Raw genomic sequence first — 25,736 nt, forward strand, 5'->3', positions numbered from 1 at the left:
AAACTGCCAATTTTTAGACTGTAAACAACCGAATTTATGTGTTGGGTCCGGATTTTCCGGTTGCAGTCATAAAAATTGGCACTTGCTCAGACCTTCCTTAAGTAACAATCGTGCATTTTCATGAAAAAGCGGAAGACTCCGTCATGGAAAATCTTCCGCTTATTCTTCAGCGCTCTACTGCGTGCGGTCAGCTCGCAAGAAGCATCTTGTCCGACACGCCGTCCCCTGCCTTTTCAAAGAACTTGAGGAGATCCACGGGCGTCAACTTTGCCTTTTCCTCATCTCTCACGTCGAGGATGGGGCGGCCGTCATGCATCATGATGAGGCGGTTGCCGTAGCGGAGCGCGTCCCTCATGTTGTGCGTGATCATGAGGGTCGTGAGCTTCTGCTCGTTCACGATGCGCTCGGTAATGTCGAGCACCTTGGCGGCGGTCTTGGGGTCAAGGGCCGCCGTGTGTTCGTCGAGAAGCAGAAGCTTCGGGCGCACGAGCGTCGCCATCAAAAGCGTCAGCGCCTGGCGCTGGCCGCCTGAAAGCAGGCCCACGTGCGCCGTCATGCGGTTTTCGAGCCCGAGGCCGAGGCTCGCCACGAGCTTCGTAAAGTATTCAGTGCGCTCGGGTCTCGCGCTCCAGTGAAGGGTCGGGCGCTGGCCGCGGCGGTCGGCGATGGCGAGGTTCTCCTCAATCATCATGCCGGCGGCGGTGCCCTTCATCGGGTCCTGGAAGACGCGGCCGATGAAGGCGGCGCGCTTGTATTCAGGCATCTTCGTGATGTCCGTGCCGTCGATCACGATATTGCCGCTGTCGATCGGAAAGACCCCGGCAATCGCATTGAGGGTGGTCGACTTACCCGCGCCGTTCGAGCCGATCACCGTGCAGAAGTCGCCGTCATCGAGCGTGAAGGTGACGCCGCGGAGGGCCTTCTTCTCATTGGCCGTGCCGGCAAAGAAAGTCTTGTGTACGTTTTTGACTTCGAGCATTTTTCGTTTCGTCCTTTGAATTCGTTTCTGAGAGACCCTGCATCAGGCGCGGCGCTTCATCCCCGCGAGATTGCCCTTGATGAGCGGGAGCGCAAGCGCGAAGGCGACGAGCACGGCCGTAAAGAGCTTGAGGTCGTTGGGAGGCATGCCCATCTCAAGGACGAAGGCGATGACGAGACGATAGATGATCGAGCCCATAATGACGGCAATGAGGCTCGTCTTGAAGGATTTGGGCGCAAAGAGAACTTCACCGATGATGACCGAGGCCAGGCCGATCACGATCGTGCCCACGCCCATGCCGACGTCGGCAAAGCCGTTCGCCTGAGCGACCGTAGCGCCCGAGAGCGCCACGAGGGCGTTCGAGATCACGAGGCCCAAGACGATCATCGTGTTGGTGCTGATGCCCTGAGCGCGCGCCATCTGCTGGTTGAAGCCCGTCGCGCGGATGGCGGTGCCGAGTTCAGTCCCGAAGAACCAGTAGATGATGACGGAAACGATGACGGCGAAGATGGCGCCGACGATGAGGCCCGAGAGCGAAACGGAGAGTCCGAGGCCGTTTTCAAGAATCGTGAAGACCGTCTCATCCTGCAGAAGCCCGATGTTGGACTTTCCCATCACGTGAAGGTTCACCGAATAGAGCCCGATCATCGTGAGAATGCCCGCGAGGAGCGCCGGGATTCTGAGCTTTGTCGTGAGCCACCCGGTAACGGCGCCGGCAAGCGAACCCGCGATGAGCGCAAGGAGGAAGGCCGCCGGGAGGCCGAGCCCCGAGGTGATCGCAGTCGCGGCAACCGCAGCGCCGAGCGGAAAGGTGCCTTCGACCGAGAGGTCGGCAATGTCGAGAATGCGGAAGGTCAGAAAGACGCCGAGCGCCATAACGGACCACTGCAGGCCCTGACCGACTGTGGAGAGGATGAGATCTAGCATGAAAATTCCTTTCTAGGTACGCGCCGGCGCGGTAAAGCTTTTTCGAAGCCTTGAGAAACGCGCCATTGGTTTTCTTGGTGGAAAAAATGAAATTTTAAAAACAAACTCCGGACAAATCAGGCTCTCCGGACGGCCTCTTCAAAATCAAAATAATAAAGCGGAGCTCCGGGCGGGAGCTTCCCGTTTGATGGGAAGCTCCCCGCTCTTGCTCCGCTCTATTTCAGGCGCGGCGCCTTCGGGAGGCGCTACTCAAAAAGCTTCGCGCCTTTCCTGAGTTCCTCAGGGATCGCGAGGCCGATCGCCTCTGCGGTCTTCATGTTGAAGACGGGAATGCCCGTCTTCACGTGTTCGACCGGCGTATCCGCGGGCTTCTTCTTCCCTTCGAGGATGTCGGCGCCCATCTGGCCTGTCATCCTGCCGAGTTCATAGTAGTCGACCGAGATGGAGCCCAGGCACCCTGCGCCCACCATGCCCATTTCGCCGGCAACGGTCGGGATCTTCGCGGGGTTCACAACCTTGGCAAGGGCCGGCACCGCGGAAGCGATGACGTTGTCGGTCGGGAGGTAGAGGCCTTCGACCTTGTCCTTCAGGCTCGCCACCGCCTGCTGAATGTCGTTCACGCTGGAAACCGTGGCTTCGAGGACCTCGACGCCCCTCTCAGCCGCAGCCTTCTTGAGGATATCGACCTGGTAGGCGGAATTGATTTCCGAAGAGTTGTAGATCGTGCCGATCGTCTTCGCGTTCGGAACGAGCTTCATGAGGAGATCGAACTGCGCGGCGATGGGGCCGAGGTCGGAGACGCCCGTGACGTTGCCGCCGGGAGCGGCGTCGGACTTGACGAGCTTCGCGGCCACGAAGTCCGTGATGGCCGTGGCGACGATCGGCGTATCCTTCGCGACCGTTGCCACTGCCTGAGCGGCCGGCGTCGCGACGGCGAAGATCACCTTGTCCTTGTTGGAGACAAAACGGTTGGCGATGTTGTGCAGATTCGACTGGTCGCCCTGAGCGTTCTGAATATCGAGCTTGATGTTGACGCCGTCCTTGTAGCCGCGTTCAGCAAGGGCGTCGACGATGCCGCGGGTTGCCGCATCAAGCGCGCTGTGCTCGACGAGCTGCACGATGCCGATGGGCGTAAGCTCAGCCTTCGCGGCGGTATTCGCGGCCGGAGCCGCTCCCTTGTCGCCGCAGCCCGCAAGCGCGAGCGCGCCCGCAACAGCCGCAGCAATGAGCCCGCGGCGGGTAAGCGTGGATATCTCCATTTGAATTCGTCCTCTTCGGTCTTCGGGTTTGGATTCCGTGCCGCCCTGCCGGGAAGGATCAATAGAGCCGGTCTCCCGCGATCAGGGCTTCAGATGCTTCATCTCATTATGCGCGAGCCCCGGGCTCTTCTTTCCGACCCCTTCACCTCCGCGCTAGATAGGAATCCTTAGCGCTACCGAAGGAGACGCAACATTAATGAAGATTTTGAAGCGCAGATTCGAGGAAACCCAAATGAGAAGACGCGCTTCAGTCGGGAAAAAGGCGGACTTCAGGACTCGGTTTTAAGGCGCTTCAGAACGAATGCCGCAAGGCGCGAAACAATGCCGCGCGGAAGCGCCCAGGCAAGGCGCGCGATCACGCGGTTTCCCCAGCCGTCAATCACGATGCGTCTCCCCGCCATCATGCCTTCCCAGCCCGTGCGGGCAGCAGCATCAGCAGGACGCTCCGCACTTTCGAGTTCGCAGAGATCAAAGGCATTCTCCTTCGCGAGCCCCGCCGCGTCGCCGAATTCCGTCCTCGTCGGCCCCGGGCAGAAGGCCGTTGCGGTCACGGCAGTGCCCCGGAGCTCTTCGGCGAGCGCCTCCGTGAAGGAGAGCACGTAAGCCTTCGTGGCGCCGTAAACCCCGAGATAGGGACAAGCCTGAAAGGCGGCCGTGGAAGCGACGTTCATGATGCGGCCTCGTCCCATGTCCCGCATTTCGCGCCCGATGCGAAGCGAGAGTTCCGTGAGCGCTCCGGCATTCAGTTCGAGCATCCGCCTCAGTCGCGCCGGATCCATGTCGAGCGCGGGGCCGAAGGCGCCGAAGCCCGCGTTGTTGACGAGCACGTCGGGCACGAGACCGATGGCGTCGAGCGCCTCCATCACGCGTCCGGGCGCGCCGGGTTCGGTGAGGTCGAGCCCGAGGACGTGCGCCTCAACGTCGTACTTTTTCTTCAGTTCGCTAGAGAGCGCCTGAAGGCGATCCATGCGCCTCGCGATGAGAAGCGTCTCAAAGCCGTCTGCGGCCGCAAGCCGCGCAAACTCGGTACCGAGGCCGCTCGAAGCCCCGGTGATGACGGCGAGTCGTCGAACTTTGCCGGGCTGAATCATTTCTCTCTCCGTCTCGTCTTCTGGAAACGGAAAAGCATATTCCGGTTTGGCAGGCAATTCCAGGCGCTCTCTCATATGAAATGAAGCAGCGGCATGGAAATCCATGCAGAACGCTGTCCGAAGTCGATGCCTGCTGCAAAGCTTTAAGCCTCATGCAACCGCTTCGTGAGAGAATCACCGCAATTCCGGAGCAGACTCGAGGCGCATTGCGTGCTTCGTCCCTCCATAACGTTTTTCATTTTTTAAGAATTTCATCATGATGAAGAAAATCAGCGCCGCCTGTGCGGCGGCCGCCCTTTCCGTCGGCATCGCCGGAAACGCCCAGGCGCTTGAACCCGTGAACCCCCAGCCTGCGGTTCCCCTTACCTACTCGAACCCCGCGTACGCGAAGGTTGCCCCGGCGGAAGCCAAGAAGATGATTGAAGCCGGCGTCACCGTGGTCGACGTCCGCGAACCCGACGAATTCGCCTCCGGCCACATTCAGGGCTCGGTCAACGTGCCGCTCTCGACCTTCACGCCCGGCATGCGCCTCAAGGCGATTCCGAACGTCGACGACAAGGTCCTCGTGATCTGCCGCTCGGGCGTTCGCGCTGAAAAAGCCTCGCGCATTCTCGTTGAATCGGGCTACAAGCACGTCTACAACATGTACGGCACGAGCCAGTGGCCGTACGGTCTCGTCCGCTGATCGCGCCTGACGTCATTCAGCACAGAAAAACCCGACAGGGCCTTCAGAAGCTCTGCCGGGTTTTTCTTTTCCCGCGCTTCCCGCTTTACTTCCTGCTGAAGCGATCCATCACGCGCTCGAGGAACGCGTAGAAGACGGGCGTAAAGAAGATCCCGATGATGCTTGCAAGAAGCATGCCGGAAAAGGTCGTTACGCCGATCGCCTCACGGCTGCCCGACCCCGCCCCCGTCGCAAACACCATCGGGAGGACGCCGAAGATGAAGGACCAGGCGGTCATCATGACGGCGCGGAAGCGCTGCGAGGCGCCCGCACGGGCGGCTTCATCGGCCGGGAGCCCGGACTCGCGCTTCACCTTCGAAAACTCCACCATCAGAATGGCGCTCTTTGCGGAAAGCCCGATCAGCATGACGAGCCCGAGCTGCGCGTAGATGCTGAGGTCGAGCCCGGCGAGTTTGAGTCCGAGAAGGCCGCCCGCAAGCGCAAAGACGACGGAGAGCATCACGGATACCGGCATCATCCAGCTCTCGTACTGCGCAACGAGGAAGAGGTAGGCGAAGAGGAGCGCGAGACCCGTGAAGAGCACGATCCTCCCCTGATTCTCCACCTGCTGGCGGCTCAAGCCCGTCCACTCAATCGTGAATCCCTCGGGGAGGTTGAGCGCCTCGATGACGGAGAAGACTTCGCCCTCGCTCGCGCCTTCAGCGGTCTGCACGTTCATCGAGGCCGAGCTCATCTTGTTGAAGCGCGAGAGCTCCCGCGCGCCCGTCTCGTAGGAGACCGACCCGATAGCGGAGAGGGGCACCAGATGTCCGGACGAATTGACGACCGAAATTTCCTCGATGTCCCGGGCATTGGCGCGGTAGCCGGGCTCCGCCTGCATGATGACCTCGTAGTTGTTGTTCTTCATGGTGAAGTCATTGATGTAGTACGAGGCGAGCGCATTCTGGAGCGCCGAATAGGCGTCCTGCGCCGAAACGCCGAGAAGTTCGGCCTTCGCACGGTCGAGCGTGAAGCGAAGCTGCACCGTGTCCGCGCGGAAGCTCGTCATGGCGGAACGCACCGCGCCCGACTTCGCGAGCTCGTCGGCGATGCCCTGAGCGGTACGGGCAAGTTCTGAAGGCGTCGTCCCAGAGGTTGAACAGAGCTCAAAGGAGACGCCGCCCATGGCTCCGAGTCCCATGATCGCAGGCGGCGCAAAAGGCGTGACTTCGGCAGAAGCCATGTCTTCCGTCGACCTCCGGATCTTCGTCATGATGCTTGCGATTGAGCGCTCGGGGTCCGTGCGCTTGTCCCAGGCGTCAAGGTCCGCAATGCACATGGCGACGTTTTCGCCCGAGCCGCTCATCATGCTCATGCCCGACATCGTCATGGTGGAGCGCACGCCCGGGATGGCCGCGATTCTCTCGCGCATCCCGGTCATGGCGGCTTCGGTGCGGACCTGCGCCGCTCCGGGTGCGAGCTCCATATTGACCATCACGACGCCCTTGTCTTCAGCGGGGAGAAACGATGCCGGCAGACTCCGGTAGAGGAGCCACACGCCCGCGCAGACCCCGGCGAAAATGAGGAGCGACAGGGTCATGTGCTTCAAAAGAACGCCCACGCCTCCGAGATACCGGTCGCGGAGCCACCCGAGCCCGGATTCGGCCGCCCGGAGGAGGAACCCGCCCGAGCCCGCCTCGCGACGGCGAAGGATGAGGCCGCAGAGGGCCGGCGAGAGCGTAAGCGCAACGACGGTTGAAAGCGTGAGCGCAATGCACATGCTCGCCGCAAACTGCTTGTAGATTTCGCCCGTCATGCCCGAATAGAAAAGAAGCGGGGCATAGCAGGCGATCGTGACGAGCGTGGTCGCAATGACGGCGCCAGTGATTTCTCCCATGCTCTTTTGGGCGGCCGCCCGGGGTTCGAGCCCTTCGTCAATCAGGCGCTGCGTGTTTTCCACCACCACAATGGCGTCGTCGACAAGCGACCCGATCACTAGAATGAGGCCGAACATCGTGAGCGTATTGATGGAGAACCCGAGGAGATAGAGGCCCGCAAAGGCGCCGAGAAGCGACACCGAAATGGCGGATGCGGGAACGAGGGTCGCGCGCCAGTCGCCTAAGAAAAGCCAGGTGACCCCGACGACGAGCGCAAGCGCCGCAACGAGCGTCGTCGCCATTTCTTCCATCGAGACCTGGATGAATTCCGTCGGATCGTATCCGAAGACGTAGGAGACGCCTTCGGGGAAGCGGGGCTTCCAGCGCTCGAGCTCCTCCTTCACGCGGTTCATGGTCGAGAGCGCATTGGCGTCGGGCGCCCGGTAGAGCCCGAGGCCCACGGACTCCTGGCCGTTATGCATGACTTTGCCCGCATAGGAAACGCTCCCGAGCTCGACCCGGGCGACGTCCTTGAGGAGCACCTGCCTGCCCTTTTCCGGATCCGTTCTGACGACGACGTTCTCGAACTCTTCTACGGTTTTGAGGCGCCCGGTGACGTTGAGCTTATAGGTGATCCAATCGCTAGCGCCTTCGGAGCCGATGGAGCCCGCCGCACCCGCGAGATTCTGCGATTCGACCGCCGCCCTCACATCCTCGGCCGAGAGCCCGAGCCCCGCGAGACGCAGGGGATCAAGCCAGATTCGCATCGCGCTCCAGCGGTTCGACATGAGTTCCGCGGACGACACGCCTTCCACGCGGGCGAGCGCGTCCTTCAACGTATCGTTCACGTAGTTGACGAGGTCGGACTGCGAGAGCTTCGTGCCGTCCGTCATGAAGGCGATCATGCCGAGATTGTCGTCGCCTCGCTTTTCAACGCGAATCCCGCTTCGCGTGACTTCTGAGGGGAGCTGCGCCTCTGCGCGCTTCACCGCATTCTGGAGGTTGACGAGCGCAATATCGGTATCCGTTCCCGTTCTGAAGGTAACGGAACAGCTGTATGAGCCGTCGTTGGAGCTCGTCGACGAAAAGTAGAGCAGATCGTCGATGCCGTTTATCTCGTCCTCGATCGGCATCCCGACCGTCTGCTCAACCACGTCCGCGCTCGCACCCGTATAGCTCGCCGACACAAAGAGCGACGGCGGCGCAATGTTGGGGTACTCCTCAACCGGGAGATTCATGAGGCCGATGATGCCGGCGAGCGTGATGATGATGTTGAGGACCGCCGCGAGCCTCGGCCTGAGAATGAAGATTCGCGAGAGCATCGTCACTCTCCTTCGACAATCCGCACGGGTTCGCCTTCACGAGGCTTATGAGTCCCGTCCGTGATGACGGTTTCGCCGGCGCTCAGCCCCGAGGAAACAATCGCGGCGGATTCCGTCGTGCACTCGACCTCTACCCGGCGCTTCTCCGCGCGGTTCTCCTTCGTCACCACCCAGACCCAGGCGCCTTTTTCGTCATGCATCACTGCGTACGGAAGAACGCCGAGCGCGCCGCCCCTGGCGTTCCGCTCAAGCTCGACGGCGACGGTGCTCCCCGGAACAAGCGCCTCATCGGAATTCGAGATCTCGGCATAAACATCGAGCGTATCGGTGTCCGCTCCCGCGCTGTTGTCGGTGAACGCAATGCGCGCGGCCTCCGCGAGCTTCGTTCCGTCAGCTAGCGTAATCCTCGCCGTTCCTTCCTCGCGGAGCTTTTCAACCGATCCGAAAAGCGAGGCCGCATCCTTCATTGAAACCGCAAACCGCACGCGCACGGGATCGGTCGCCACCACGGTCGTGAGGGCTCCCGACGAAGACGTCACCCAGCTTCCAACCGGAAAGGCGGCGACGCCCGCACGCCCGTCCGAGGGTGCGGCGATCACCGCGTGCTTCAAATCATCCCGGGCGAGCGTCTCATCGGCTTCCGCCGCGAGGAGCGCTGCTTCCGCAGTCTTTGCGGTCCGCACCGCCGCATCATAGGCGTCGCGGCTCTCAGCATTCTGCTCCCAGAGCTTCTTGACGCGCGCGAGCGACCGCTTTGCATACTCGAGCTCAGCCTCCGCCTCCCTTCTTGCGCCTTCGGCGCTCTTTACCGCCGCCTCATAGCGCACCGGGTCGAGCCGGAAAAGGACGTCGCCTTTCTTCACCCGCCCGCCTTCGGCAAAAGGCGCCTCGATGATCTCGCCCGAAATGCGGGACGTAATGTTCACAACCGCCGGAGACACGATCCGCGCGGAATACCGGCGCCCGGGCAGAGCGTCGACCGCAAAGACCTTCCCCGCGGCGACTGCCGGGGCCTTCACGGCCATGCCCGGCGCTCCGGACGGTGCGTCCGGAGAAGCAGCGAAAGCGCCCGGAGCGAGAAAGCCGAGGCAAAGAACGCCCGAAAAGAGGCCCGGGGCGAAAAGCGAAAAGAAAGCGTGCAGCTTCATCATGATTTCAAAATAGAACGTTCGGTTGATTTTTCGAGCTTCCCGGAAGCGCCCTCCACTACCCGCCAGAAAGCCTCGAGGTCGCTCGTCGGGATCCCATTCGTCGCCTCCTCCCAGAGAGCGGCAAGTTCCTTCCCGACTGTGCACTTGCGCCCTTTTTCCGTAATGCGGATCGCCACGGTGCGCCGGTCGGTCAGAAGCCGCTCGCGCGTGAGGAGCCCGAGCGCTGCAAGTTCTTCAACGGCCTCCGATACCGTCGAAGGCGCGAAGCCCGTCAATTCCGCAAGGTCCTTGAGCCGAAATGCCTTTTTGTCGTCTTCCGGCCCTTTGCTCTGCCGCGCGAGGACCGAGAGAATCCGGCCCTTCGCGATGGATATCCGGCCGGAACGCACGTCCGAAACCTGGTCCGGCGTCTCTGCTCCCCGGACAAGGAGCACGAATGCAAGGTCGAAAAGGAGCGTTATGGGAGGAGAGGAAGCGTCTGTCATGGAAACTTTCGGATTCAAAACAATTCGTTTTCCGAAATATTATTCGCAGAGCGTCTCCTCTGAGATCCGGCAAAGACACCGAATCATTTCAAAATGTGTTTCCCCGGACCGGCGCCCGGGTTCTCTCAGATCGCGACGCCCTCAATCCCGAGAAGCATCCGCTTGGCATCAAGCCCGCCGCCGTAGCCCGTGATGGATCCGTCCTTCCCGATCACCCGGTGGCAGGGAACAATGATGGAAAAGGGATTTTCGCCGACGGCCACTCCCACGGCGCGCATAGCCTTCGGGCGTCCGATCCTGCGGGCAAGGTCGCCGTAGCTCACGGTTTCTCCCCAGGGAATGTCGAGAAGCGCATTCCAGACATCCTTTTGGAAATCGGTGCCGAGAAAGAGGAGCGGAAGGTCGAACGTGCGGCGCTTCCCTTCCCAGTATTCGCGAAGCTCCGCCTCCGTGCGGTCGAGGAGCGGGTCTAGCCGGGCTTCATAAGGGCCCTTAAGAAACCGATCAATCCGCTTCTGAACGGTCGCGCGATGCCATCCCGACTCCCAGTCGCAGAAGGCGAGCTTCCCGTCAACGGCGCCGAGAAGGAGCGTGCCGCAGGGAAGCGTGAATTTGCGCGTTGAAACGACGGCATTCTGGAGAAGCGGATCGACCATGGAAGAAACTCCTGACAAACATTCGAAGCGTTCGGCATGCTCCTCATCATACGCGGGCTCGCCCGGGCCGGCCCGGCCTACGAGAAAGAGCGGAGCCGGGAGGACATGGATCAGCTTCCGGCCGCGGCCACTTCTGCCGCTTTTCTTTCCCGGGCCCATAATGGGAGCACTCTGAAATTCTGATTTGGTTTTCTTTAAGGAGCTTTCCCCAGATGCCACGCACGCTTGAAGCGCTTCTCGGCCGCGAGGATGCCGAGCGCATTATTGAATTCCGCCGCGATCTCCACCGCCATCCGGAAATCGGCATGGATACCGCCCGGACGGCAGAAAAGCTTGAGGCCTTCCTTTCGACCTTTCCCGTCGACCGCGTGAAGCGCGTTGAAAAGAACGGCGTCGTTGCGCTCATCAAAGGCCGCGAGGACGGGCCCATGATCGGACTGCGCGGCGACACGGACGCGCTTCCCATTCAGGACGAAACCAACAACCCCTGGACGAGCGAAGTCGAAAAGTGCGCGCACCTCTGCGGCCACGACGGCCATACGGCGGGGGCGCTCGCAACAGCGCTCTATTTGTCTAAGCACCGCGACTTTGCTGGGTCCGTGGCCGTCATCTTCCAACCGGGAGAAGAAGGCTGGGCGGGCGCCGACCTCATGATCAAGGACGGGCTTTTCAAACGCTTCCCCTGCAAGGAGGTCTACGCCATTCACGGGGATCCCTCGCATGACCTGGGCACCATTCTACTTCAGCCCGGCCCCATGACGGCGTCGGTCGACATCGCCTACATGACGGTCGAGGGCCGGGGCGGCCACGGCGCGCGTCCCCAGGAAGCGATCGACCCGATGCCGGCAGCGGCCGAACTCATCCTTGCGCTTCAGACTATCGTCTCGCGTCGCGTCGACCCCAACGACTCCGCCGTCGTCTCCTGCTGCTACGTGCATGCGGGCGACCCGCTCGCCCCCACCGTCATTCCGCAGCGCGTGGAGCTTTCCGCCACGATCCGCACGTTCGACGGGAAGGTGCGCGATCTGATTGAAAAGCGCTTCAACGAAATCACCTCCGGCATCGGCACCACCTTCGGCGGCGTCGTGAAGCTCGACTACCAGAGGCGCTATCCGCCGCAGATCAACGACGAGAAGCTCGCGCTCGCGGCAATCGACGCTCTGAAGCCCGTCTTCGGCGACGAGAACGTCGTCACGAACGCAAAGCCCTCGATGGGCGGCGAAGACTTCGCCTTCATGAGCGAAGCCGTTCCCGGGGTCTACATGAAGGTGGGCCTGAGGGACAAGGATCACCAGGCGGCGCTTCACAATCCGGGATTCGACTTCAACGACCTCGCGCTTGCAAACTCCGTCGAAGCCTTCCGCGCGATTGTTGAGGCGCGGCTGCCGCTCAAAGCGTGAGTTCGATAGTCTCCTCTAAGACAAGAGGGCCCGGACGGAAATGACGCTCCGGGCATTTTCTTTTGAACGCTTTCGCGATTACTTCCTGCGAGAAATCACAACTGCAGCGCTTCCCGCGGCGATGATGAGCGCAGTCCCGAAGGCGGCTGCGATCGATACGTTCTCGCCGAAAACGAGGAATCCGATGCCTTCAGCGATAAGAATGGCGGAAAACTGCAGAATGCTCGTGACGAGCGGGTTCCTCGCACCCCAGGAAAGCGTGAGCGAGAGCTGCGAGAGCACCGCGCAGAGGCCCATCCCGAGAAGCGGCAGGATGTTTTCCGTCGTGATGCGCGTGAGCCCGCCCTCGAAAAGGAGCGTCCCCAGAAGGCCGAAGGCTACTCCGAAGAGAGAGAAGTAGAAGACGATCCGCCACTCGGGTTCACCCTCGCGGATGAGCGCCCGGATCTGCAGATAGGCGGCTGTGGAGAACATCCCGGCCGTGAGGCCGATCAGGGACGGAAGCGCCTCGGCAGACAAAAAATCCGGCCGGAGAACAATGAGGACGCCCGCAAACCCTGCGGCAGCGGCGGCAATGAGCCTCATATCCGGGCATCTCCCCAGTCTCAAAGCCGCAAAGGCGGCAATGGCCGCCATGTAGATCGGACTCATGTAGTTGAGGGTCATGGCGGCCCCGAGCGGAAGAATCCCGAGGGTCCAGAACCAGATGACGGTGCCCAGGGTCCCGAGGAAGCTTCGCTTCATGTGGGACGCAAAATGCTTGGTCCGGAGCGTCTTCCCGGCAATGAGCGACCAGCCGGCGAGCGCAAGCACGGCAAAGACGGATCGCCAGAGAAGAAGTTCGCAGGCGCCGAAATCCGCTGCGCCCGATTTGGCGAAGGCGGCCGTGAGTGAGGTGAAGAAGGCTGCCGCCAGCATCCAGAGGCTCTGCATAGACGTTCTTTCAAAGCAGAAAAAAAGACTCTGACTCCAAAGCGTCCTTTCGGGGCACGACCGGACGCTCCGGAGTCAGAGAACTCAAAGGATTCCGATGGCCTTCTCCCCGAAATTGACCCACGGGGAAAAGTCGAAAATCCTGAAGGAAGAAAAGGAGAAAAAAGGATCCTCAGGCCCGGTTACGCGGCGGTCCCTGCCTTCGCGCGGGCAAGCGCCTCATGCGCTGCGACGCGCCCCCAGATCACGGCGGCAGTGAGCTGCGAGCCGTCGAGGTAGTTGTCGTAGAAGAGCCCGCCGATGGCGTTCCCGGCAGCGTAAAGACCCGGAACCGGACGGCCCTCGAGATTGAGAACCTCGGCCTTGCGGTTGATCTTCGGACCCCCGAAGGTGGCCGTCATGCCGCCCGAGAACTCGAACGCATAGAAGGGACCTTCCTCAATGGTGCGGGGCTTTTCCATGGTGCTCGGCACCGCAAGCTTCGTCTGCGTGCCCTTGCGGCAGGCTTCGTTGAATTCCTTCACCGTGCGGGCGAGCTTTTCCGGAGGAAGACCCGCTTCGCGGGCGAGCGCCTCGATCGTGTCGGCCTTGTAGATCGGCGCCTTCGCCTTTTCGTAGCGCTTGAAGCGAAGGTCGACGATCGGCTCCTTCCTGACGCGCGAGTCGAGAATGATGAAGGCGCGGTTTTCCGGAATCCGGCGCGGGGTATTCTGGGCGATGAAGACGTAGGTCTGGCCTTCGTCGATGTAGCGCTCGCCCTCAGGCGTCACGCAGATGCCGAAATTCACCATGTTGGACGGATTGGCGCGCGTCTTCGCGTGAATCGGACCCGCATGGAACTGGTCCATGTTGACGTAGTTGGGGAAGAAGGGCGCCGTAAGTGTGACGTTTTCGCCCGTGCAGCAGACGGAGCCGCGAAGCGGCATCCAGGCGACCGACCCGCCCATGTAGCGCGTGAGCATGTCCTTGTTGTTGTGGAACCCGCCCGTGCAGAGCACAACGCCGCCCCGGGCGCGGTAGGTTCTGCGCACGCCCTTCGAGTCGAGGGTCGAAACGCCCGTGCAGCGAAGCGCCTCGTCGTGCGTGAGCTCAATCACCTTTTCGCCGTAGTGCACGGGAACGCCGAGCTTCTTCACTTCGGCGAGCATCTGGATCGTGAGCTGGGAGCCGCCCGGCTGGACCTTGCCCGTCACTTCGTGGCAGCGGCCGAGCATCGGCGCGATCTGATAGTCGAGGGGCTTCCACTGAATGCCGCAGCGGTCCGTGAGCCACCTGATGACGCCCGCGGACTCGTCGCAGAACATGCGCATGAGATCCATGTCGCAGCGGTTCATGGAAACCTTCACCATGTCCTTATAGAACGACTCAACGTCGTCCTTGATGCCGTCGCGCGCCTGCACCCAGGTACCCGCGGCGTTGAAGTTTCCGCCCGCGTAAATCGTGTTTCCCATGGGAACCGGCATCTTTTCGAGCACGATCACCTTCGCGCCGATGTCGGCCGCCTCAATGGCGGCGGAAAGGCCGGCGCAGCCCGTGCCGACAATCACGATGTCGTATTCCTCGGCACCGGCATCCTTTTTCACTGCCGCTCCGGGCGCGGCCATGGCCGCCCCGCCGGCCGCCGCCGCAGCCATGCCGAAAAGACCGTTTCTGAGAAGCGCGCGGCGCTGAGTTCCATGCTTAGCATCCGTCATGATGTGTCTCCTGTTGCGAGTATTTCATCGGGACGAAACTCCAGAGAAATCCGGAAGTTTTTCGTCCGCCGTTATTCGGTACAGGGTGAAGTCTAGGAAGGGCCTCTCGCCACAGGGAAAACGCAACACCTGGCTGGAAAAAAGCTTGATCGAAAATAAGAAATGCCCTCCCGACTTCCGGTTTTCCCTGTTAAGGCGGCATCCGATCCTTTAATCTTTCGGGAAAGTGTTGCATTTTGCCGGCAGGATCAAATATGACTTCTGAAAACCTCACGGGCACCCTGCGCGAAAAAGCCGTCTTCGTGAAGGCGGTTGAACTCGGGAGCCTCGTCAAAACCGCCAGAGCGCTCGGGATGGAAGATTCGGCGGCGGCAAAGGCGATCAACACCCTTGAGGCGAGGGAAAAGCGAAAGCTCCTCATCCGGGACCCGAAGGGATCGCGGCCGACGGCGGAAGGCTGGAAGGCCTTCAACCTGTGGCGCGGGCCCATAGCCGAACTTCTCGGAGCAATGAAGGGCGACGACGACGCCTCTCCCTGGAGAACGTGGCAGTTGAACCTTGCATTCCCCTCAACTTCGGGCGCCGCGGTGCTCACGCCCCTCGTCGCGGAATTCGCGCTCGAGCACCCCGAATACGACATTTCGATCGAACTCACGCACGGGTCCTTTCATCCGCTCTGGAACGGCGTGGATCTGCGCATCGTGCACGGGGTCTACACGCTCGAACCCTGCAGACAGGCGCAGATTGCGTCCTTGAAGCGCATCGTGACGGCGAACCCGAAGCTTCTGCCCCGGCTCTTTTCCGGAAAAGAAATTGAGCCCGAGGAACTGCTCAACGAAATGCTCGTGGGCGACCGCGACATGGTTCAGTCGGGCGTCATGCGGCTCATCCGGAATTCGGACGGCTTTGAAAAGCGCCTTCGGGTTGAGCCGCGGCTCAAGGTGCGCAATCACCTCGCGGCCATGATGACTGCGCTCGCCAACCCCGTCGTAGCCGTTGCGGTGCCGGAGCTCCTTGCAAAGCGCTGGATCGACGCGGGGGATCTCGCGCCGGTGCTTCCAGGCTGGCGCTGCCGGCCGCTGCCGCTCCGGGCCATCATCCCTCAAGACCGCCCGGTGCATCCGGCGATCCCCGGGCTTCTCGAACACATTGTCGGGCGTCTGCGGGAATCAGGAGAAGCTGAGGACGCGGCCATTCCGAAGTCTTTTGCAGCGTTTTTTGAGGAGGAGGAGAAATGAAGGCCGTCGATCAGCTCGAAGCCCTCGAAAACTTCGCGGTCTTCGCCGAAGCGGAGAGCCTGCGCGCCGCAGCGCGCACGCTCGGGATGGTGCCCTCAACGCTCTTAAGGCGCATGCGCGCGCTCGAAAAGGACTTCGGCCGCAGGCTCTTTGCCGCCTCGCCCCGCGGCATCGCGCTCACCCCCGAAGGCATGGCGCTTCATGCAAAGGTCGCGCGCATTCTCGCCGGCATGAATGCCGAAGCTCCCGGGGACGCGGCCGGGATTTCCGGGAGCGGTCCCATCCGCATTGCCGCCGATCCCGTCCTTTCGGTCGGCACGATCCTTTCGGCCGTCGGCGCGCTCTGCGAAGAGAGGAATCTTCGGATTGAAGTCGTCCGTCCCGGGCGCCTCAGCCGGCCCGACATTCTCCTCAAAATCCTCAGAGGGAATTCGCTTCCAGGGAGCCGCGGGCAATTTGCCCTCGTTCCTCTGCCCCGCCGCATCCTCGCTGCATCGCCCGCCTCTATCGAACGGCGCGGCCTCACCATTGCGCCCGAATATCTCGAGCGCCAGCACATCCTGCGGATTGACGGGGACGAAGCCCCGATTGAACAAATGGGACCCGCAGGCGAGGAAGCGCAGCTTCTGCGGGAGCTTCCGCCCCCGGCATTTCTTCTTCCCGATGCAGGAGCCCTGCTGGAGAGCACCCTGACGGGCGAAGGGCTCGCTGCGGGACTCTCAAGGCTCGACGCAGAAAGAGCGCTCTCCTCCGGCCAACTCATTCAGGTTCTGCCCGAATGGGTGTTCCCGGAGGAACATCTGGCGCTCGAACTCTCTTCAGAACGGGAGGACGCCCGGGCGCTCGCCGCCGAGCTCGCGCGCTTCTTCGAAGGCAAGGCAGGAGCGTTCGAATTATGAGCCGGATTTCGCGCCTCTTTTCACCGCTTCACGCATGGCAATTGAAGCAACCGCCATGCCGAAGGTCGACGTGACGACGATGCCTGAGCCGTACCCGGAGCAGGCAAGACCCGCCGTCGTCTCCACGCTGCAGGCTTCGTCGCCCAAGGGCTTTTTGACGGGCTCTGCCGAATAAACGGAGGGCACCCGAAAGAGAGGCGGGAGGGGCTTCCCCGGCTTTCCGGCATCGGGCGACGCCTTCGGGAACCCGTATTCCTTCCTCAGGCGATAGCGCACCGAAGCGAGAAGCGGGTCGCCCGAAATGCGCCCGAGGTCTCCCTCCCTGATTTCAAGGGGGTTGGTGCGGCCGCCTCCCGCCCCCGAAACCACGATGAACTGCCTTCTCGAGCGGCAGTGCGCAATCAGCGCAGCCTTCGCGCGCACCTGATCGATGCAGTCGAGCACGATCGCGTCCGCAGGGATCAGGTCCGCCGCGTTCTCCTCGTCCACGAAATCCTCAACGCAGGAAATTTCCGCCCTCGGATTGATGAGCGCGATGCGGGCCTTCAGAGCCTCCACCTTCGCCATGCCGTAGGCTTCGCCGAGCGCTTGAATCTGGCGGTTGGTGTTGCTCTCCGCCACATTGTCGAGGTCGATGAGCGTCAGCTTTTCCGCCCCGGTTCGGGCGAGCGCCTCCACCGCCCAGGAACCGACGCCTCCCACGCCCACGACGCAGAAGTGCGTCTCCCGGATGGAAGCAGCGCCCTCCTTTCCATAGAGGCGGGCCACGCCTCCGAATCGTCTTTCAAAATCAATGACGTGCCGCTCGGTCATAATTCGCATCAAGAGAAAAGAGGAAAATTGAGGGAAATTCCGCTGCCATTGCGGGTAATTACGGGCGAATCATCGGGGTGAGTACGCCTTTTGGCGGACGCGCCCGTCATGGAAACGTCACACAATTTAAAGCAAACCTTAATGGCCGGCGGGAAGAATAACGGGCGCCCCTTAGTGTCCAGGCACCGTTCTTCAAACCCCGAACCCGTCTTTATATCACCGGACACGCCATTTTCAAGGAATCCGCCATGGCCCAATTCCCCAAAGCGCACCCGTCGATCCTCGCCGGTGCCGTCATTGCCGCGAGCCTCTTTGCCTCTCAGGCCTGGGCGAGCGCTCAGCACATGGTCGTGGCCATGCCGCAGCTGCCGACCATCATCGAGCCGCAGGGCAAGAACCACAATCCGCTCGAGCGCGTTGCGTTCTCGATCTTCGAAACGCTCATCCACGCCGATCAGAAGACGGGCGAACTTCAGCCGGGTCTCGCGGTTTCCTGGACGCGCATTTCGCCTGAAACCGTCGAATTCAAGCTCCGTCAGGGCGTCAAGTTCCAGGACGGCACGGACTTTACGGCCGACGACGTGGTCTTCTCCTTCGGCCCCGAACGCTTCCTCTCCGACACTGCCCCGGGCCGCCCCGCTGCGGTTGAGTTTCTGGGAGGCCTCAAGTCGGTTGAGAAGGTCGACGACTACACCGTGCGCGTCACGATGAAGACGCCCGACCCCCTGATTGAGCGCCGCTTCTCCGCGCGCATGTCGGAAATCATTTCCGAAGACGGCTGGAAGAAGGCGGGCGGCTGGGACAACTGGATCAAGCACCCGATCGGCACCGGCCCCTATGAAATCGTCTCCTTCAGGACCGGAAACCGCCTGGAGCTCAAGCGCTTTGACGGCTACTGGGGCGAAAAGGCCCCGGCCGAGAAGCTCTCCTTCGTCGAAGTGCCGGAACTCTCCTCCCGCGTTGCGGGCCTGCGCTCGGGCGAATTCGACCTCATTACCGAAGTTCCGCCCGATCAGGTGAAGCCCTTGTCGAAGGACGGCCGCATCGACGTGGTGGGCGGCCCGATCGACAACATCTACTCCCTCGTCTTTGACGACAAGTCGAACAAGATCATGACGAAGGAACTGCGCCAGGCATTCCTCTACGCCATCGACCGCGACCTTCTCGTCGAAGCGCTGATGGGCGGAAAGACGACGCCCGCGAACAGCTTCCAGTCGAAGACCTTCGGCGACCTCTTCATCCCTGAACTCGACAAGAAGCTCTACAACCCGCAGAAGGCGCGCGAGCTCGTGAAGGCCTCCGGCTACAAAGGTCAGCAGATCGTCTGGCGCATCCAGGCGGGCTACTACACGCAGGAGCTCACCGTTTCGCAGGCGATTGCCGGCATGCTGAAGGCGGTCGGCATCAACGTGAAGATCGAGGTGAAGGAAAACTGGTCTCAGGTTGAAGCCCCGGGCGCAACCCGCATGATCAACAATGCGTCGCTCTCGGCCTACTTCCCCGATCCCGCCTCGCAGCTCTGGCGCCGCATGAAGCCGGGCGCCTTCTGGGATGCGAGCGGCTACTTCGTCCACTCGCCCGAATACCAGAAGTTCGGCGACCTCGGCAAGATCCTTGAATCCTCGACCGACCCGGCCGCCCGCAAGGCCGCCTGGAAGGAAATGCAGGAAGTCTTCTTCACCGACCCGCTCGCCTGCCCGATCTACGCGCTTCCGATGATTTACGGCAAGCAGAAGAACGTGATCTGGGAGCCGGGCACCCAGGGCGCGCTTGATCTTTCGGCGAGAAACCTGAAGTTCAAGTAATCCCCTGACTCCTGACCCCGAAAAAGACCAGAAGAATGAAGGAAACAGACTTATCCTCCGATCTCCGTCAGGGCGCGGAGCCGCTCCTCGCGATCCGGGACCTCCGGGTCGCCTTCAGCGGCGTTGAAGTGCTTCACGGAATCGACCTTGATCTTCCGAAGGGCGAGACGCTCGCCCTCATCGGCGAATCGGGGTCAGGCAAATCCGTCCTCGCAAGGTCGATCCTCGGCCTTGCGGGGTCGAAGAACACCACCACCGGAAGCATCCGGTTCGAGGGCCGCGAACTCGCAGGCGCCCCTGAAAAGGAGCTCCGCCGCATCCGCGGCGCCGACATCAGCATGATCGTGCAGGACGCCATGGCGGCCTTGAACCCCATGCGCACGATCGGCGACCAGCTGATTGAAACCATCGTCTATCGCCATCCCGACTATCGGGACCGCGCGAGCGAACGACTCCTTTTTGAAAAGAAGAAGGAACTCACTGAGCTCGCGATCTCATTCCTGAAGCAGGTCGGGATCACTGCGCCCGAAAAGCGCATCTCGAGCTATCCGCATCAGCTCTCGGGCGGCATGCGCCAGCGCGTGCTGATTGCGCTCGTGCTCATCGGAGCGCCGAAGCTTCTGCTAGCCGACGAGCCCACGACCGCGCTCGACGTGGTCGTGCAGCGCGAGATTCTCTCGGAACTGAGGGACCTCGTGCGCGCCCGTGGGATGTCGATGCTTCTCGTCACGCACGACCTTCACCTCGCGCGCGACGTCGCCGACCGCGTCGCCGTCATGTACGCAGGCACCCTCATGGAAGTAGGTCCCTGCGAAAAGGTGATTCACAATCCCTCGCACCCCTATACCGAAGGGCTTCTCAATGCCATGCCCAACATGGAAAGCCCCCGGGGGTCCCTGAAGCCCATTGAGGGCGAGGTGCCTTCGCCCTCCGAATTGGGCAAAGGCTGCCCCTTCGCGAGCCGGTGCGTGCTCGCGGAAACCCGCTGCCGCGAAAGTGTTCCCCCCATGATCGCCATTGCGCCGGGCTGGTGCACGCGCTGCGACAATGCCCATACGCGCACGGCCGACCTCGAAAAGCTCGAGGAGCTCGCGGCTGCGGCTCCGGAAGGCGCGGGGTCGATCAAAATCGAAAAGGAAATCGACCGCAAAGGCTTCGGGAGCGTTCAGAAGAGCGACTTCCCCGTCATCGTCGACGCCCGGATCAAAAAACACTGCTACTACGCGCGCCGCGGGTTCTTCGGACGCAAAACACCCTGGAACGTGCTCGAGGACGTCGATCTTCAGATCAAGAGCGGCGAAGTCCTCGGGCTCGTCGGCGAATCGGGCTGCGGCAAATCAACCCTCGCCCGCCTCATGCTCGGCCTCATGCGCCCGACCATGGGTTCGGTCAAATTCCGTGACGAGGAATATCCCGAACCCCGGACCGCCCCCTGGAGAGCGCAGCGCGCCGCCGCGCAGATGATCTACCAGGACCCCTTCAGCTGCTTTGACGAGCGGATGAGCATCCTAGACCAGATCGCCGAGCCCCTTGAGGTGCACCTTCATCTTTCGCACGAAGACGCATGCACGAAGGCGCTCCAGGTCCTTCGCGCCGTGGGTCTTCCCGAACACAATGCGAAGAAGCTCCCCGGCGTCATGTCGGGCGGGCAGCTTCAGCGCGCGGCGATTGCCCGCGCCGTGGCTCTCCGGCCCGCACTTCTTGTCTGCGACGAACCCGTGGCGTCGCTCGACGTCTCGATTCAGGCCCAGGTCCTCGCGCTTCTCAATCGCCTGAAGGCCGCCACCCACATGGCGATGCTCTTTGTTTCGCACAACCTCAACGTCGTGCGCTACCTCTGCGACCGCGCGGCGGTGATGTACTTAGGGCGCATCGTTGAGCTCGGGCCCGTCGACGAAGTCTTCCACCATCCGCAGCATCCCTACACAAGGCTTTTGTTAGCCTCAACGCCCGGCGCCGAGGACGACGTGATCCGCTTCTATCCGAAGGGCGTGATGCCGAGTCCGATGGAGCGCCCCGAGGGGTGCGTCTTCGCCAACCGCTGCCCCGTCGCGTGCGACCGCTGCAGAAAGGAGGTCCCGCAGCTCGAGGCCGTGAACGACCATCACCAGACGGCCTGCTTCGTGAAGCACTCCTTCATCACCGATGCGCCGCTTCCCGGCCCTTCGCAGCAATCGGGAGACTGATTCATGTTCGCACTCATTTCGAGACTTGTCTTCCGCTCGGCCCTGACGCTCCTCCTCCTTGCAGCCTGCGTCTTCTTCGGGCTTCACATGACGGGCGACCCCGCGCGCCTCATGCTCGGCGACTCGGCCGACCAGATCGCGCTCGACGCCTTCCGCGAACAGTGGGGGTTGAATAAGCCCCTCTGGGAGCAGTTCATCGTCTACATCCAGAAGGCGCTCACGCTCGACATGGGCGTGAGCTACGCGACGAGCCAGCCCGTGAAGGACGTCTTCCTCGAGGCGCTCGACGCCACGATCGACCTCATGGTGCCCACTGCCATAGTGACGCTTCTCATCGGCATCCCGTCGGGCGTCGTTGCGGCGCTTCACCGCGACACCGCGCTCGACCGCGGCATGATGGTGCTCTCGGTCTTCGGCTACGCGGTACCCAACTTCTTCATGGGCGTGCTCCTTCTGCTCGTCTTCTCGATCTGGCTCGGGTGGCTTCCGTCCTACGGGAACGCGACGCTCCTGCACTACATCATGCCGATCATCACGATGGCGACCGCCGAGGCCGCGATCTTCTCGCGCTACGCAAGAAGCGCGATGCTTGAAGCCATGCGGCTTCCCTGCGTGCGCGCGGCAAAGATGCGAGGACTCCCGAAAGCGCGCATCATCTGGCTCCACGCGCTCCCGAACGCAATGCTCTCGATTCTCACGATTCTCGGCTTCTTCCTGGGCACCCTCGTTGCCGGCGCCGTCATCACGGAAACCGTCTTCTCCTGGCCCGGCGTCGGGAAGCTCCTCGTTCAGTCAGTGGCGCTTCGCGACATTCCGGTCGTGCAGATGATTGTGCTCGCCACAGGCGCATCCCTCATCCTCGCCAACCTTCTCATGGACATTCTCGCCCTCGTCGTGAATCCGCGCCTGAGGAAGGGAAACTGACCGCTTCCGGGGATCCAACGAAAATGACTGCTGCCACGCAAATTGCTGAAAAGCCGGGGCTTCTCTCCCGGATCATTGCCGGAAGGCCCCGCGGACTCGCCGGGCTCTCGGCCACAATCCTCGTCGTCTTCTTCTGCGCGGGGCTTCTCGCGCCGGTCGCCGCCCCCTACGGGCTCGAGGACATGGATCTGATGTCGAGGCTCGTAGCGCCCTTTACGTCGCTCGCGCACCCGCTCGGGACCGACGAGCTCGGGCGCGACGTGCTCTCGAGGCTTCTTTATTCCCTGAGGCTTTCCTTCGTTCTGGCCGTGACGGGCACGCTTCTCGGGGCCATCGTCGGCACGGCGCTAGGGTTCCTCGCCGCCCGGTTCGGGGGCTTCATCGACGACCTCGTCAATACCGGGATCGACTTTACGGCGTCGCTTCCCTTCATCGTGCTTGCGCTTACGATCCTTGCCTTCCTCGGCACCGACGTGAAGGTGATCATCGTCATCATGGCGGTCTACGGCTGGGACCGGTACGCGAGGCTCGCAAGAAACCTCGCGCGATCGGCCTACACCGAGGGCTATGCAGGGGCCCTTGAGAGCCTCGGCATTCCGACCCGGCGGATCCTTCTGAGGCACATTCTTCCCAACATCGCGAGCGCCCTTGTCGTCAACATGACGCTCAACTTCCCCGGGATGATTCTGCTTGAAACGTCGCTCTCCTTCCTCGGCGTGGGCGTGCAGCCCCCGATGAGTTCGTTGGGCACCATGCTCGGCTTCGGGCGCGACTACCTCACCACCGCCTGGTGGATCGCCGTCATTCCCGGCGTCGTCATCGTGATTTCGACGCTTTCCATGTCGCTTCTCGGCGACTGGGTCCAGCAGAAGCTCGACCCGCAGAGCCGATAAGTTTTTTTGAAAGTGTTTGAATGAAATGCCGCACGCAGAACCGCTTTCCCGTGCGGCATCTTTTTTGAGATGTCCTTGAAATTTCTGATCGCGGGCTTCGACGGGCTGAGGCCCGACTTTGCGACGCCCGACAACATGCCTCGGCTCGCGGGCTTTCTGGAAAAGTCCCACACGTGGGAGAACTACCTCGCTTGCTTTCCGACGGAAACCTACGTCAACCACCCGTCGATCTTTTCAGGGGTCCGCCCGGAGCGCCACGGCGTGATCGCCAACAGCTTCTGCTACGAGGACGAAAAGCGCCGGATGCACCTCTTTGCAGGCTTCCGCATCGACTCCGTCATGGAGGCCGACGCCCTCATGCACGGGCTCTACGCGGTGCCTGATTTAGGCGCCCGGCTCGCGCGCGAGGGAAAGCGCCTGAGGATCTACTGCGCCAATTCGCCGGGGAGCACGCGGCTCCAGCATGTGCATGCCTCGGACTGTAAGGGCCACCTCAACGCTCCGGTGCATGCGCTCGACCAAACGATCCCGGCGAGAGAGGCGCATGAACTCATCCGCACGCACGGGAAAGGCGTCCCGCTCGAATTTCCGGATGCGCTCGGCACGACGCTCACGGTCGACCTCTTTTTCGAGCGCGAATTGAAGGACGGCCCCGAGGGACTTGCCGAAGCGACGGTTCTCTGGATCGGGGAACCCGATCACAGCGAGCACGAGCTCGGGCTCTTTTCCGACAGAACGCTCGAGGGTCTCCGTCAGGCGGACCGCGAATTCGGGCGGGTGCTCGACTGGTGGGAAACGCAAGGTCGCGCGAAGGACATTCAGCTCGTCGTCATGTCGGACCACGGGCACGTCGAGGTCGCGCGGCATGCCGACTTTGAAGAGATTCTCGAGAATGCCGGTCTTCACGTGCTGACGGGAAGCGACATCGCGCGGGGCGCAGAACCCCGGGCAGACGACGTCATTCTGATCGGCGAATACACCTCCGGCATCTGGGTGCCGGGGAAGAAGCGGGAAACGCTCGAAGCCGTGCGCGATGCGCTTATGAACTCGCCCGAGGTCGGCATGGTCTTTTCACAGCCCGATCCGGATCGTCCCGACGCCCGCGAGGGGCTCATTCCCGGAACCTTCTCGGAGGGGCTCCTCTCGAGCGCTCACCCGCGCGGACCCGACATCCGGTTCATCCCGAGGGGCGACCCCGAAACCGGGCGCTGCGTCATGACGAATGCGCTGGCGCTCGGGAGCGCGCGCACGGAGGACTCCTGCCGCAGGAAACGCATGCGCTTCTCGCGATTCAGGGGAGCCGCTTCCCCGGCTTCGGACGCCATCCGGAACCCGCGACGCATGAAGACTTTGCGGCGACCCTCATGACAATGCTGGGGCTCCTTGACGACGATGCGCCGCTGCCGCTTCCGACGGGAAGAATTCTCTCTGAGGCGCTTTCCGAAGAAGCGTCTACGAGGCGTGCACCGGCATCCCGGGAAACGCTCACGATCGCGAGGGGTGATTTCTCCCAGACACTTAACGTCCTCACCCTGGAGGGGCGGAGCTACGTGCTTTCGGGCGGACGAACGGAAAGGCTGACGCTCTGAAGCATCGGGGAAGCTAACGGAGAAAGGCGGCGGGGAAATCTTTAAAATCTGAAGCTTTCAATCTTCTCGGGAAACGCACATCCTCATGCAAGACGCCGCACAGATCCTCGACTGGGCTGCCTGGGCGCCCGGCCTCGCCGGGAAGGACGACTGGCGCGAGGCCGCCTCGCTCCCGTCCTTCGGACTTGAATCCTCGCCCTATGCGCCTCCCGGCGCAGAGGAGCCCTCGGCAAAAGCAGCTGCGATCCCTGCGATGCTTCGCCGGCGCCTCACGCCTCTCGGGCGGGCGCTCGCTGAGGTGCTGGGGTCCCTCGCCGCGAAAGCGCCCGACGCCCCCTGGGTTTATGCGTCCCGCTGGGGAGACGCGGCGCTTGCGACGGAGCTTCTTACCGCGGCGGCGCACGATGAACCGCTTTCGCCCGCCAAATTTGCGGCGAGCGTTCACAACGGCCCCGCAAGCCTTCTTTCGATTGCCCTCGGCCACAAGGGCGCCTTGACCGCACTCGCGAACGGCCCTTTCAGCACCGAAGCCGCCTTTGAGTCCGCCGTGAGCGAACTGCTTCAGCACGAGACGGTCATTCTGACCGTTGCGGAAGCCAAGCCCCCGGTCGACTTTGATGCGCCCGGTGTCACGCATGTCTGGGGACTCCTCCTCGGGCGCCAGAATGAAAGTGCGGCCCCGGAAGTCTGGGCGAAGGAAAAGCAGAAGGGCCCCTACTGCGCCATTACCACGCGTCCCTTCGAATCCGAGGAAGCCCCTGACCCGCGCCTCGCGGAACTCGCCGGCTCGCCTGCCGACCTCGAGGTTCTCAGCTGGCTCATCGCGTCGGAAGCGCCCTTCTTCACGCACCTCGACCGCCACGCGGCCTGGGTGTGGGCAAAATCGGGCGGGCTCGCCCTCTGACCCATAGAGGCCCTTCATGCGGTACGTTCTGATGCCCTTCCAGTTCG

The 25,736-nt window shown here is 62.2% G+C and carries 22 protein-coding genes; 11 read left to right on the forward strand and 11 right to left on the reverse strand.

Features of this window, described 5'->3' with window-relative positions; translation table 11 throughout:
- Window positions 1–187 precede the first annotated feature (187 nt).
- From GBM95_RS04320 to GBM95_RS04335, 4 genes are all read right to left on the reverse strand, one after another.
- Entirely contained in the window at window positions 188–979 is a 792-nt protein-coding gene (locus GBM95_RS04320) for an ABC transporter ATP-binding protein (protein WP_152157958.1), read from the reverse strand.
- 42 nt (window positions 980–1,021) lie between these two features.
- Window positions 1,022–1,906: an ABC transporter permease gene (locus GBM95_RS04325; protein ID WP_152157959.1), complete on the reverse strand. Its 885-nt coding sequence runs from the start codon at window positions 1,904–1,906 to the stop codon at window positions 1,022–1,024.
- 245 nt (window positions 1,907–2,151) lie between these two features.
- Complete coding sequence (locus GBM95_RS04330; RefSeq protein ID WP_152157960.1) at window positions 2,152–3,165, reverse strand: ABC transporter substrate-binding protein; 1,014 nt, start codon at window positions 3,163–3,165, stop codon at window positions 2,152–2,154.
- Window positions 3,166–3,434: 269 nt separating this feature from the next.
- Window positions 3,435–4,256 (reverse strand): SDR family NAD(P)-dependent oxidoreductase, encoded by an 822-nt coding sequence (locus GBM95_RS04335; RefSeq protein ID WP_152157961.1) that lies wholly within the window; start codon window positions 4,254–4,256, stop codon window positions 3,435–3,437.
- A gap of 256 nt (window positions 4,257–4,512) precedes the next feature.
- On the opposite strand from GBM95_RS04335, the gene GBM95_RS04340 reads away from it, so the two are divergent.
- Window positions 4,513–4,941, forward strand: a complete 429-nt coding sequence (locus GBM95_RS04340) for a rhodanese-like domain-containing protein (protein ID WP_152157962.1) — start codon at window positions 4,513–4,515, stop codon at window positions 4,939–4,941.
- An 85-nt stretch (window positions 4,942–5,026) separates the two neighbouring features.
- Here GBM95_RS04340 and GBM95_RS04345 read toward each other — a convergent pair whose 3' ends face one another.
- The 4 genes from GBM95_RS04345 to GBM95_RS04360 form a co-directional block, all read right to left on the reverse strand.
- The gene (locus GBM95_RS04345) at window positions 5,027–8,119 is read right to left on the reverse strand and encodes an efflux RND transporter permease subunit (RefSeq protein ID WP_152157963.1); all 3,093 of its coding nucleotides are present in this window, start codon (window positions 8,117–8,119) and stop codon (window positions 5,027–5,029) included.
- 2 nt (window positions 8,120–8,121) lie between these two features.
- A complete protein-coding gene (locus GBM95_RS04350) occupies window positions 8,122–9,270 on the reverse strand; it encodes an efflux RND transporter periplasmic adaptor subunit (RefSeq protein ID WP_152157964.1) in 1,149 nt (382 codons plus the stop codon).
- Window positions 9,267–9,755, reverse strand: coding sequence for a MarR family winged helix-turn-helix transcriptional regulator (locus tag GBM95_RS04355; protein ID WP_152157965.1), 489 nt, complete (start codon window positions 9,753–9,755; stop codon window positions 9,267–9,269). The genes GBM95_RS04350 and GBM95_RS04355 overlap by 4 nt, the downstream gene beginning before the upstream one ends.
- 125 nt (window positions 9,756–9,880) lie before the next feature.
- A complete protein-coding gene (locus tag GBM95_RS04360) occupies window positions 9,881–10,411 on the reverse strand; it encodes a methylated-DNA--[protein]-cysteine S-methyltransferase (protein WP_152157966.1) in 531 nt (176 codons plus the stop codon).
- 212 nt (window positions 10,412–10,623) lie between these two features.
- On the opposite strand from GBM95_RS04360, the gene GBM95_RS04365 reads away from it, so the two are divergent.
- Entirely contained in the window at window positions 10,624–11,811 is a 1,188-nt protein-coding gene (locus GBM95_RS04365; RefSeq protein WP_152157967.1) for a M20 metallopeptidase family protein, read from the forward strand.
- A gap of 78 nt (window positions 11,812–11,889) precedes the next feature.
- On the opposite strand, the gene GBM95_RS04370 is transcribed toward GBM95_RS04365, so the two are convergent.
- A complete protein-coding gene (locus GBM95_RS04370; protein ID WP_152157968.1) occupies window positions 11,890–12,744 on the reverse strand; it encodes a DMT family transporter in 855 nt (284 codons plus the stop codon).
- A 182-nt stretch (window positions 12,745–12,926) separates the two neighbouring features.
- Window positions 12,927–14,438, reverse strand: coding sequence for an FAD-dependent oxidoreductase (locus GBM95_RS04375; RefSeq protein WP_152157969.1), 1,512 nt, complete (start codon window positions 14,436–14,438; stop codon window positions 12,927–12,929).
- Window positions 14,439–14,692: 254 nt separating this feature from the next.
- Between GBM95_RS04375 and GBM95_RS04380 the strand changes: the two genes are divergently transcribed.
- Both GBM95_RS04380 and GBM95_RS04385 read left to right on the forward strand, forming a co-directional pair.
- The gene (locus tag GBM95_RS04380; RefSeq protein WP_152157970.1) at window positions 14,693–15,676 is read left to right on the forward strand and encodes a LysR family transcriptional regulator; all 984 of its coding nucleotides are present in this window, start codon (window positions 14,693–14,695) and stop codon (window positions 15,674–15,676) included.
- On the forward strand, window positions 15,673–16,575 hold the full coding sequence (locus GBM95_RS04385; RefSeq protein WP_152157971.1) for a LysR family transcriptional regulator: 903 nt from the start codon (window positions 15,673–15,675) through the stop codon (window positions 16,573–16,575). The genes GBM95_RS04380 and GBM95_RS04385 overlap by 4 nt, the downstream gene beginning before the upstream one ends.
- Here the strand turns inward: GBM95_RS04385 and GBM95_RS04390 are convergent.
- Entirely contained in the window at window positions 16,570–17,343 is a 774-nt protein-coding gene (locus tag GBM95_RS04390) for a tRNA threonylcarbamoyladenosine dehydratase (RefSeq protein WP_308691021.1), read from the reverse strand. The genes GBM95_RS04385 and GBM95_RS04390 overlap by 6 nt on opposite strands.
- A gap of 293 nt (window positions 17,344–17,636) precedes the next feature.
- Here GBM95_RS04390 and GBM95_RS04395 point away from each other — a divergent pair, with 293 nt between their 5' ends.
- From GBM95_RS04395 to GBM95_RS04425, 7 genes are all read left to right on the forward strand, one after another.
- Window positions 17,637–19,193 carry an ABC transporter substrate-binding protein gene (locus GBM95_RS04395; protein WP_152157973.1) on the forward strand — a complete coding sequence of 519 codons (1,557 nt, stop codon included), beginning with the start codon at window positions 17,637–17,639 and terminating at the stop codon, window positions 19,191–19,193.
- A 35-nt stretch (window positions 19,194–19,228) separates the two neighbouring features.
- Window positions 19,229–21,379, forward strand: coding sequence for a dipeptide ABC transporter ATP-binding protein (locus GBM95_RS04400; RefSeq protein ID WP_152157974.1), 2,151 nt, complete (start codon window positions 19,229–19,231; stop codon window positions 21,377–21,379).
- A gap of 3 nt (window positions 21,380–21,382) precedes the next feature.
- Window positions 21,383–22,303, forward strand: a complete 921-nt coding sequence (locus GBM95_RS04405) for an ABC transporter permease (RefSeq protein WP_152157975.1) — start codon at window positions 21,383–21,385, stop codon at window positions 22,301–22,303.
- Between the two features lie 23 nt (window positions 22,304–22,326).
- Window positions 22,327–23,196: an ABC transporter permease gene (locus GBM95_RS04410; protein ID WP_152157976.1), complete on the forward strand. Its 870-nt coding sequence runs from the start codon at window positions 22,327–22,329 to the stop codon at window positions 23,194–23,196.
- A 75-nt stretch (window positions 23,197–23,271) separates the two neighbouring features.
- Window positions 23,272–24,564 carry an alkaline phosphatase family protein gene (locus GBM95_RS04415; RefSeq protein WP_193222570.1) on the forward strand — a complete coding sequence of 431 codons (1,293 nt, stop codon included), beginning with the start codon at window positions 23,272–23,274 and terminating at the stop codon, window positions 24,562–24,564.
- Window positions 24,561–24,785, forward strand: coding sequence for a hypothetical protein (locus tag GBM95_RS04420; RefSeq protein WP_152157978.1), 225 nt, complete (start codon window positions 24,561–24,563; stop codon window positions 24,783–24,785). The genes GBM95_RS04415 and GBM95_RS04420 overlap by 4 nt, the downstream gene beginning before the upstream one ends.
- A gap of 85 nt (window positions 24,786–24,870) precedes the next feature.
- Entirely contained in the window at window positions 24,871–25,689 is an 819-nt protein-coding gene (locus GBM95_RS04425; protein ID WP_152157979.1) for a beta-ketoacyl synthase chain length factor, read from the forward strand.
- Window positions 25,690–25,736 lie beyond the last annotated feature (47 nt).

Origin of the sequence: Sutterella seckii (assembly GCF_009183815.1) — a bacterium.
GTDB classification, from domain to species: domain Bacteria; phylum Pseudomonadota; class Gammaproteobacteria; order Burkholderiales; family Burkholderiaceae_F; genus Sutterella; species Sutterella seckii.